8 protein-coding genes and 3 rRNA genes are annotated in these 10,166 nt (G+C 54.1%); 10 read left to right on the top strand and 1 reads right to left on the bottom strand.

What is annotated here, in order from left to right; all coding sequences use genetic code 11:
• The 10 genes from HQL52_18990 to HQL52_18945 form a co-directional block, all read left to right on the top strand.
• A 16S ribosomal RNA gene (locus tag HQL52_18990) occupies positions 1–68 on the top strand; the annotation flags it as partial.
• Between the two features lie 288 nt (positions 69–356).
• Positions 357–3,251 (top strand): 23S ribosomal RNA (locus HQL52_18985).
• A gap of 91 nt (positions 3,252–3,342) precedes the next feature.
• Positions 3,343–3,457: ribosomal RNA gene (gene rrf / locus HQL52_18980) — 5S ribosomal RNA — on the top strand.
• 74 nt (positions 3,458–3,531) lie between these two features.
• Positions 3,532–3,963 carry a 50S ribosomal protein L13 gene (gene rplM / locus HQL52_18975; protein ID MBF0371529.1) on the top strand — a complete coding sequence of 144 codons (432 nt, stop codon included), beginning with the start codon at positions 3,532–3,534 and terminating at the stop codon, positions 3,961–3,963.
• 63 nt (positions 3,964–4,026) lie between these two features.
• On the top strand, positions 4,027–4,464 hold the full coding sequence (gene rpsI, locus HQL52_18970) for a 30S ribosomal protein S9 (protein ID MBF0371528.1): 438 nt from the start codon (positions 4,027–4,029) through the stop codon (positions 4,462–4,464).
• A 94-nt stretch (positions 4,465–4,558) separates the two neighbouring features.
• Positions 4,559–5,602, top strand: a complete 1,044-nt coding sequence (locus tag HQL52_18965) for an N-acetyl-gamma-glutamyl-phosphate reductase (protein ID MBF0371527.1) — start codon at positions 4,559–4,561, stop codon at positions 5,600–5,602.
• Between the two features lie 200 nt (positions 5,603–5,802).
• Positions 5,803–6,063 carry a YfhL family 4Fe-4S dicluster ferredoxin gene (locus HQL52_18960; GenBank protein ID MBF0371526.1) on the top strand — a complete coding sequence of 87 codons (261 nt, stop codon included), beginning with the start codon at positions 5,803–5,805 and terminating at the stop codon, positions 6,061–6,063.
• A gap of 105 nt (positions 6,064–6,168) precedes the next feature.
• A complete protein-coding gene (locus HQL52_18955) occupies positions 6,169–7,065 on the top strand; it encodes a YicC family protein (protein ID MBF0371525.1) in 897 nt (298 codons plus the stop codon).
• A 74-nt stretch (positions 7,066–7,139) separates the two neighbouring features.
• Positions 7,140–7,784 (top strand): guanylate kinase, encoded by a 645-nt coding sequence (gene gmk / locus HQL52_18950; GenBank protein MBF0371524.1) that lies wholly within the window; start codon positions 7,140–7,142, stop codon positions 7,782–7,784.
• Between the two features lie 155 nt (positions 7,785–7,939).
• Positions 7,940–8,428, top strand: coding sequence for a DNA-directed RNA polymerase subunit omega (locus tag HQL52_18945; protein MBF0371523.1), 489 nt, complete (start codon positions 7,940–7,942; stop codon positions 8,426–8,428).
• 290 nt (positions 8,429–8,718) lie between these two features.
• Here HQL52_18945 and HQL52_18940 read toward each other — a convergent pair whose 3' ends face one another.
• Positions 8,719–10,119: a response regulator gene (locus HQL52_18940; protein MBF0371522.1), complete on the bottom strand. Its 1,401-nt coding sequence runs from the start codon at positions 10,117–10,119 to the stop codon at positions 8,719–8,721.
• Positions 10,120–10,166 lie beyond the last annotated feature (47 nt).

The following is a 10,166-nucleotide window of genomic DNA, read 5'->3' as shown; positions in this document are numbered from 1 at the left end:
GATCAGCGACTGGGGTGAAGTCGTAACAAGGTAGCCGTAGGGGAACCTGTGGCTGGATCACCTCCTTTCTAAGGAGCATTTGGGTATCCGCAAGGGTATTCATATAGCTCGGTCGATGACCGGATGTTTGGTCAGCGCCCACACCGATGATTATCCGAAAGCGAAGGCGAGAGCAGCAGGGGATGGGATTTTCGAATCTTATTGTCTGTTTTTTTTGTCTTTGCTATTTGCGTTCTTTGACAATTGATTGGAATGGGTATGCTGGTTTGTGTCCGTGAGGGCATGGACTGGTGTTTTGATAGTAGTTCACGTAGAGATACGTGATGTAGAGATACGTGATGTAGATTACGTGATGTATGAAAGCGCGAGAAGGGCACACGGTGGATGCCTTGGCGTCAAGAGGCGATGAAGGACGTGGCACGCTGCGAAAAGCTTCGGGGAGTTGCGAGCATACTTTGATCCGGAGATATCCGAATGGGGAAACCCAACAGCCCATGTGGCTGTTATCGTACACTGAATACATAGGTGTGCGAAGCGAACGCGGGGAACTGAAACATCTAAGTACCCGTAGGAAAAGAAATCAACCGAGATTCCGTTAGTAGCGGCGAGCGAAAGCGGATTAGGCCAGCGTCATCAACTGGTCATGTATTAGTCGAACAGCTCTGGAAAGGGCGACCATAGACGGTGATAGTCCGGTAGGCGAAAGTGCATGATCAGGGGGCGCATTGAGTAGGACGGGACACGTGAAACCCTGTCTGAAGATGGGAGGACCTCCTTCCAAGCCTAAATACTCCTTGACGACCGATAGTGAACCAGTACCGTGAGGGAAAGGTGAAAAGGACCCCGATAAGGGGAGTGAAATAGATCCTGAAACCGTGTGCTTACAAGCAGTGGGAGGGCGGTGTTTCGTACTGCCTGACCGCGTACCTTTTGTATAATGGGTCAGCGAGTTGATTTACACAGCATAGCTTAAGCCGAGAGGTGTAGGCGTAGCGAAAGCGAGTCTGAACAGGGCGACGAGTTGTGTGGATCAGACCCGAAACCGGGTGATCTATCCATGGGCAGGGTGAAGGTGCGGTAACACGCACTGGAGGCCCGAACCCACCTATGTTGAAAAATGGGGGGATGACTTGTGGATAGGAGTGAAAGGCTAAACAAACCCGGAGATAGCTGGTTCTCCCCGAAAACTATTTAGGTAGTGCCTTGTGTATGTCTGACGGGGGTAGAGCACTGGATGGGCTAGGGGGGCTTACCGCCTTACCAAACCTAACCAAACTCCGAATACCGTCAAGGCGAGCACAGGAGACAGACTGCGGGTGCTAAGGTCCGTAGTCGAAAGGGAAACAGCCCAGATCGCCAGCTAAGGTCCCCAAATCAGGTTTAAGTGGCAAAGGAAGTGGAAATGCCCAGACAGCCAGGAGGTTGGCTTAGAAGCAGCCATCCTTTAAAGAAAGCGTAATAGCTCACTGGTCGAGTGGGTCTGCGCCGAAAATATAACGGGGCTAAAAACCTGTACCGAAGCTGCGGATGTGTGAGTCTTTCGGGACTCATACGTGGTAGGGGAGCGTTCTGTAAGCCTGTGAAGCCGTACCGAGAGGAGCGGTGGAGGTATCAGAAGTGAGAATGCTGACATGAGTAGCGCTGAAACAGGTGAGAAACCTGTTCGCCGTAAACCCAAGGTTTCCTGCGCAAGGGTATTCCGCGCAGGGTTAGTCGGTCCCTAAGGCGAGGCTTTTAGAGCGTAGCCGATGGGAAGCCGGTCAATATTCCGGCACCGTTTTCAACTGCGAAGGGGGGACGGAGAAGGGTAGACCTACCGGGCGGTGGTTGTCCCGGGTTAAGCGTTTAGGCGGGAGTTGTTGGTAAATCCGCGACTCCATAACGCTGAGGCGTGACGACGAGTCTTCTTGAAGACGAAGTGGTTGATCCCAAGCTTCCAAGAAAATCCTCTAAGCATCAGGTTGAGAATGACCGTACCCCAAACCAACACAGGTGGGTGGGAAGAGCATTCCAAGGCGAGTGAGAGAACCTGGGTGAAGGAACTCGGCAAAATGGCCCCGTAACTTCGGGAGAAGGGGTGCCCCTATTAGGTGAAGCGACTTGCTCGTGGAGCTGAAAGGGGTTGCAGTGAAATGGGGGGAGCGACTGTTTACCAAAAACACAGGACTCTGCGAAGTCGGAAGACGAAGTATAGGGTCTGACGCCTGCCCGGTGCCGGAAGGTTAAGAGGAGGGGTGCAAGCTCTGAATCGAAGCCCCGGTAAACGGCGGCCGTAACTATAACGGTCCTAAGGTAGCGAAATTCCTTGTCGGGTAAGTTCCGACCTGCACGAATGGCGTAACGATTTCCCCGCTGTCTCCACCCAGGACTCAGCGAAATTGAAGTTGCCGTGAAGATGCGGCATACCCGCGGCAAGACGGAAAGACCCCGTGAACCTTTACTATAGCTTTGCATTGGCACTAGAGTCAGTTTGTGTAGGATAGGTGGGAGGCATTGAAGCGGAGGCGCCAGCCTTCGTGGAGTCAACCTTGAAATACCACCCTGATTGGCTTTGGTGTCTAACCTCGACCCGTTATCCGGGTTCGGGACAGTGCATGGTGGGTAGTTTGGCTGGGGCGGTCGCCTCCCAAAGAGTAACGGAGGCGCGCTATGGTTCGCTCAGGTTGGTCGGACATCAACCGTAGAGTGCAAAGGCATAAGCGAGCCTGACTGCGAGACCGACAGGTCGAGCAGGGACGAAAGTCGGCCTTAGTGATCCGGCGATTCCGAGAGGAAGGGTCGTCGCTCAACGGATAAAAGGTACTCCGGGGATAACAGGCTGATCTCCCCCAAGAGTTCACATCGACGGGGAGGTTTGGCACCTCGATGTCGGCTCATCGCATCCTGGGGCTGAAGCAGGTCCCAAGGGTTTGGCTGTTCGCCAATTAAAGCGGTACGCGAGCTGGGTTCAGAACGTCGTGAGACAGTTCGGTCCCTATCTGCCGTGGGCGCAGGAAAATTGAGAGGATCCGCTTCTAGTACGAGAGGACCGAAGTGGACGTACCTCTGGTGTACCGGTTGTTCTGCCAAGAGCACCGCCGGGTAGCTACGTACGGAAGGGATAACCGCTGAAGGCATCTAAGCGGGAAACCCACCTCGAGATGAGTTTTCCCTATGAGACCCGTGGGAGACCACCACGTTGATAGGCCGGGTGTGGAAGCGTGGCAACACGTGAAGCTGACCGGTACTAATTGGTCCATTGGCTTTTATACATACTATCTAACCCAATCAGTGTTCTTGCGGATGCACACTGGTATGCCCATTCCACTCAGTTGTTAAAGATCGCAATCGCCAAGACGGCTTTCTGGTGGCGATGGCGGGGAGGAAACACCCGATCCCATTCCGAACTCGGTAGTTAAGCTCCCCTGCGCCGATGATACTGCGCCTTAAGGTGTGGGAAAGTAGGTCACTGCCAGGAAGCCCCTTTGTAAACTATCCCTTCCTTATTTTTCCCCTTGGAAGGGTCGGGAGTATTCGCCAGTGAAAACCTATATGGCCAAGCCGGATGATATTGCCGGCACACGTAAATGGTTCGTGATTGATGCCGAGGACGCCATTCTGGGTCGCCTCGCCACTGAAGCCGCCAGGCGCCTTAAAGGCAAGCACAAGCCTATCTACACCCCCCATATGGACACCGGCGACTTTATCATTGTAATCAATGCCGAAAAAGTGCGTCTGACCGGAAACAAGGTTGAAAACAAGGTCTACCACCACCACACCGGTTTTCCCGGCGGACTCAAAACCAAGACAGTCAAGGCAGAACTCTCCGGTCGTTTTCCCCAGCGGGTTGTTGAGCACGCCATTCGGGGAATGCTTCCCAAGAATAAATTGGGACGTGCCATGTTCCGTAAATTGAAAATATACAATGGCGCAGAGCATCCCCATGAGGCGCAAAAGCCTGAGACACTGCAACTGAACAACTGATTCCGGCCCCATTTCCCGGTGTCCGATCTTTACTAAAGAGGATCGGTCGGTCTGTCCAAGAGGATGGTTCGGGGGGGGCAAGGCCTTAAGAGGAGTGAAGAACCCATGTCACTGGCGGACGCCCAATACGCAACCGGAAAACGCAAGGAAGCGGTTGCCCGGGTCTGGATCTTCCCCGGAACCGGAAAAATTACCGTCAACAAGAAAAGCGCTGAAGACTATTTTGGTCGCGCAGCTTTGACCATGACGATTCGGCAACCCTTTGACATCACCCAGTCCGGTGATCGCTTCGATGTCCGGGTTAATGTCATCGGCGGCGGACATTCCGGCCAGGCGGGTGCCATCAAGCACGGTATCTCCAAAGCCCTGGTGGGATTCGATCCCGAAAATCGTTCCGCCCTGAAAAAGGCCGGCATGATGACACGTGACTCCCGGGTTGTGGAACGCAAAAAATATGGCCGCCATAAAGCGCGTAAGAGCACGCAGTTCTCCAAACGCTGATTTTTTTGGACACAACGCAAAGAAAAGGGGGGAGGCGTCAAGTCTCCCCTTTTTTTTTGCGACTCCTTTCTCTTTCACTCTATATCTATAAGCCATGACCATTGCCATCGGGGTATTGGGCGCTACAGGATACACCGGCGGGGAGTTGATCCGTCTTCTGGCGACACACCCCAAAGCCCGTATCACCCACGTGACAAGCGAACGTTTTGCCGGAAGGCCTCTATCAGAGGTTCATCCCCACCTGCGTAGTGTAAAGACCCCTCTCTGCCAGGCCTTGGATCCTGAGGCCGTTGTCGATGACTGCGACCTGGTTTTTTGCGCCTTGCCCCACCTGGCCTCCATGAAGGTGGTCCCGACTCTGCTGGAGAAGGGGCGACGGGTGATCGATCTTTCCGCTGACTTTCGTCTGAAGGATGCCAAGGTATTTGAAAAATGGTATGGGGCTGCCCATCCAGCGCCTGAGCTTTTTTCCGAGGCGGTCTATGGTTTGCCTGAGCTTTACCGGGAGCAGGTCGCAGGGGCGCGTTTGGTCGCCAATCCAGGCTGTTATCCCACGTCGGTTTTGCTGGCACTGACGCCCCTTATGGGAAAAAATCTGATCGATGAGGATTGGATCGTCATCGATTCCAAATCCGGCGTCAGTGGTGCCGGGCGCTCTCCTGCCCAGGAGACTCTTTTTGCCGAGGTAGCCGAAGGGTTCAAGCCGTATAAGGTGGTGGGACACCGTCACATCCCTGAGATGGAACAGGAGCTTGGGATCGCTGGTGGCGGGAAGGTGCGCATTCGATTTACACCCCATCTGATTCCACAAAACAGAGGCATCCTTTCTACCTGCCTGGTGCGTCCCACAAAAGTCCGCAAACTCTCCTGGTGGGTCGATTTTTATAGAGATCGTTATCGTGGCGAAGAGTTTGTCCAGGTGCTGGACGCCGGGGTAATGCCAGCCACCAATCACGTTCGGGGTTCCAATCGCTGTGAGTTGGGATTGGCCTATGATGATCGCACCGGTTGGCTGCTGGTACTGGCCACGATCGACAATCTGGTGAAGGGTGCAGCCGGGCAAGCGATCCAAAATATGAACTGCATGTGGGGTATGGAAGAATCCACGGGCCTTGACTTTGCGCCCATCTTTCCGTAACCCATGCATATCCGAAGGCTTGATAGTCTCTTTGCCATAAACCTGGAATTTCGGGATTGGTGAGGCTTCAGCTCTTCCATCGTTGCGAGGGGGTGTGTTTGGAATGGCGGTTTTTCTTGCCTTCCCGCACCAAGTCTGCTAACAAACCTTTCTTTTGGACCAACCTCGCTTTCCAAGGTTTTCGTATAGGAGGATAACCCATGGCTTTGTTTATCACCGAAGATTGCACCAACTGCGATGTCTGCCTGCCGGAATGTCCCAATGAGGCGATCACCGATGGTTCCGACGTGGATCGGGATATTTATTATATTCATGCGGATCTGTGCACGGAGTGTATGGGTGCTTTTGATGAGCCCCAATGTGTTGAAGTCTGCCCGGTGGAGTGCATTGAGCCCGATCCCAACCATGAAGAGAGCAAAGATGTTCTGATGGCCAAATACGAGGCCATCCACAACGCCTGAGTTTGATCTTCAAGTCAGGGCGTTCGAACTGGCTGAAAGGGGCGTATTTACGGATACGCCCCTTTCGTGCTTTCCCGAATCCCATCCCTTCCAGGTGTCTCTACCATGCCCCGCAGCATGACCGGTTTTGCCAGGGCTGAGCGTGTTTTCGGCGATTGCCGAATCGCTTGGCAGATCAAGTCGGTGAATCATCGCTACCTGGATCTTGCCATCCGTACCCCGGAGGCGTTCGGGGAGATGGAATCTCTGGCTGCCAAACGGCTAAAGAGCCTCTTCTTCCGTGGCCGTCTGGAGTGCACCCTGACGATCTCTGCCTGTGGTGGGCAAAAAAGAGCCCTCACCCTGGATGAAGGGATGCTCAAGGCTCTTTTGAGCATCGAAAAGCGTCTCATCTCCGAAGCGGGTAAAAACCACAAGCAGAACACCCTTACCCTGGATCGATTGATTTCCTGGCCGGGAATGGTTCGGGAGGCGCCCCTACCCAAGCTGAATGAAATAGAGTGGGGCTATCTGGAGCGGGAAGTGCTTCTCACCCTGGAAGAGGCCGCCCATAAGGTGGGCGTCGTTCGGGAGGGGGAGGGGGAAGAGCTGGTGGAGCTGATCGGTGGTTTTTTGGATCAGTGCCAGGAGTTGCTTCAACAGGTGGCCCAACGTCTGCCTCTGGTCCAAAAAGGCATGGAAGAGCGGCTTCGTGGGCGGGTTGCGGAAATGTCCGATCTGCCTGTGGATGAAAATCGCCTCCTGCAGGAGGTGGCCTTTTTTTTAAACCGCATGGAAATTTCCGAAGAGGTGGATCGACTGGGCATTCACTTGACTGAAATACGCTCCATGCTGGGAGAGAAAGAGGCGGTTGGACGTCGCTTGGATTTTCTTTGCCAGGAGTTGAACCGGGAGGCCAATACCCTCTGCTCCAAATCCCAGGATGGGGAGTTGTCACGTCTGGGGGTGGAATTGAAAAGTGAAGTGGAAAAAATTCGGGAGCAGGTGCAAAATCTGGAGTGACTGTCTGATGTCCTGAACCATTGGGAAGGGGGCAGCCTGTAAAAAAGCGGCCCCTTTCAGCCGGGGAGGTTGATATGACTGGAAAAGCAGAGCGTCGGGGATTTGTTCTGATTCTTTCCGCACCCTCCGGTGGCGGGAAATCCACCCTGGCCCAGCATCTGTTGGAGCACTTGGATAAGGTGTGTCCCTCGGTCTCCACCACTACCCGCGCCCCCCGGGGGCAGGAGCGTGATGGGGAAGCCTATTGTTTTGTCGATAGCGAAACCTTTCAAAACCGCATTGAGGAAAAGGCCTTTTTGGAATGGGCCGAGGTGTTTGGCAACTATTACGGCACTTCCCGGCAGGTAGTGGAAAAAAATCTGGCAGCTGGGAAAGATGTTTTGCTGGACATCGATTGGCAGGGGGCGAGACAGGTACGCCTGAGTTTGCCAAAGGAGGATGTGGTCTCGGTTTTTATTGTCCCACCCTCCCGGGAAGAGCTGCATCAACGTCTGGAAGGACGAGGGCATGATGCACCGGATGTGATAGAGCGTCGCATGAGCAAAGCCGGGGCTGAAATGTCCCACTGGCGGGAATATGACTATTTTTTGGTCAACGACGATCTTCCCCGAGCCCAGGAAAATTTGATTCACATCGTTTTGGCGGAGCGGTTGCGCCGGGAGCGTATCGGGATCAAAGCCAAGGCGTTGTTGACCTCTTTTGGAATTGAGAGTGATTAGAGTATCGCAATGGTTTGGATGTGTGGAATATCCGGTGGGTATGAAATGGTCGGTATGCTTGAGGGTTGATTTGAAAGACCCAATTATTGGAAAACAGGTGTGCTAGAGAGCTTTAGGTTCAGTGTTTTTGGTATGATCGAAAGGGAGATGGCTACATGGCGCGTGTAACGGTCGAGGATTGTCTGCTGAAGGTGTCCAACCGATTCGATCTGGTAATTTTGGCGGCCCGGCGGGCTCGGCAGCTTACCAAGGGGATGGAATCAACGTTGCCCAGGGATAACGACAAGAACACGGTGCTCGCCTTGCGGGAGATCGCTGAGGAGGCGATTGACTTGAGGGAGCTTGCGTTGGAACTGCCGGAGACTCCGGTGAAAGAGCCGGTGGTTGAAGCAACGGATGCCGAGGCCAAGGATTTGATGGCAGAGGAGACCTTGCTGCCAGGTGTCGATGGTGGCGGATCAGTCGATACCAAGCCCCCAGCCAACGATCAGGAAACCACCCCTGAGGAGGATGCAGCAGCCAACCAGTCTGTTGAACCAACCGCTGCCCAACCAGCCGTGGTCGATATACCGGATGAACAACCAGCCGTACTCGATATACTGGATGAACAACTGGATGTTGTCGAACCACCCAGTACGGATTGATCACTCACTCGCTGATGGTTGGATGCCTTCTTGATTGGGAAGGTGTTCAGCCGGATGGATTAGGAAGCCCCACTTTTTCCCCCCAGCGTGGGTGGGTATCTTTCCGCCAAGGGAGTCTCTCTCTTCTTCCCCGTTTGACTTGGCCCGCCTGCCCCTCCCTTGCTGTATCTCTTTGATGTTGATTCCAGCACCTTCCGTATGACCAATACCAGGCTTTTCTGAAGCGTCCTTCCTGAAAAATCAGGCTGCCGGTGAGTGAAAGTTTGTCCTGAGAGTCTGCTCCATGAGGGCTAACAGGGACCGTAGGCTTGACCATCCATATCGGGGAGGCGATTCAGAAAATCCAGAAGTCGGGCTTTTTTGATGGGTTTGGAAAGATGGCAGTTACATCCGGCTGCTATGGCCTGTTGGGCGTTTTCCTTCATGGCAAAGGCGGTCAGAGCAGCGATGAAGGTGGGGGGACGACTGTTTTTGGCCTCCCATCGGCGGATTTGGTGGGTCGCCTCCAAACCATCCAGAACCGGCATCTGCAAATCCATCAAAACCAGATCAAAGCGACCGGAGCGGAAGCGATCCACCGCTTCGGCGCCATTGGCTGCCCGAGTGATGTGGTGGGGCTCCTTGCTGAGAAAGGCTTTGATGAGGGTGCAGTTGTCATCAGAGTCGTCGGCCAGGAGAATATTGAGTCCTGAGGTGGTTTCCGTCTGGGGTAAGGGGAGTGGTTGGGGATCGATTTTATCTTTCCCAAGGGCGTAGCCGGAAGGGGGGAAGGCCAGGGTAAAGAAAAATCGGCTGCCTTGGCCGACCGTGCTTTCCACCTGGATGTGGCCACCCATGCGTTCAACCAACTGGCGGCAGATGGCAAGCCCCAGACCTGTACCGCCAAACTTGCGGGTGGTGTCTGCGCTTGCTTGTACAAATGCTGAAAAAATGGCTTCCAGCCGATCGGCCGGAATCCCGATGCCGGTATCGGTCACCGAAAAAGAATAGAGGCCTTCAGTATCGGCTTTGGCGGTGACGGTCACTTCCCCTTGATCGGTAAACTTGAGGGCATTACTGAGGAGGTTGAGGAAAATCTGGCGCAGACGTTGGGGGTCGCCATCCACCTTTTGGGGGAGTGACGCATCCAGCTGATGAATGAGTCGTATCCCTTTATCCTGGGCCTGGATCGAGACGATTTCCATGGTTTGCAGGATCAATTCGGGTAAATCAAAGGAGAGTGACTCAAGCTCCAGCTGCCCTGCCTCGATTTTGGAAAGATCCAGAATATCGTTGATGAGGGTGAGGAGTTGTTCCCCGGCCCGGTTGGAGACGGTGAGCCATTGCTCCTGGTCGGGATCCAGGGTGCTTTCCGCCAAAAGTTCACCCATGCCGATAATGGCGTTCATAGGGGTGCGGATATCGTGGCTCATGGCCGCCAGAAAGGCGCTTTTGGCCCGGTTGGCCACTTCAGCACTCTCTTTGGCCTGCTTCAGGGTCTCTTCCATCTGCTCTTTTTCAATGATTCCAGCCAGGGTGTTGCTGATGGAGAGTAAAAAATCCTCTTCGGCATCGTTTCTTTGGTGGCCGGCGGTGAGATAAAGATTGAGCACCCCCAACACCCGGCCCTGGGAAAGGATGGGGACACAGTAGTGCCCGTGGTTATCCTGATCCTGAGGATTCTGGTCGTGGATCGGTGCCTTTCTGGGCATCTCGGCGGTGGCGCTGATTCACTACCAATTTCTCTCCCAGAGCGATC

It is taken from the genome of Magnetococcales bacterium, assembly GCA_015232395.1.
GTDB lineage: Bacteria > Pseudomonadota > Magnetococcia > Magnetococcales > JADFZT01 > JADFZT01.
The sequence above is the reverse complement of the archived record's forward strand: the minus strand, read 5'-3'. Positions and strand labels throughout refer to the sequence as shown.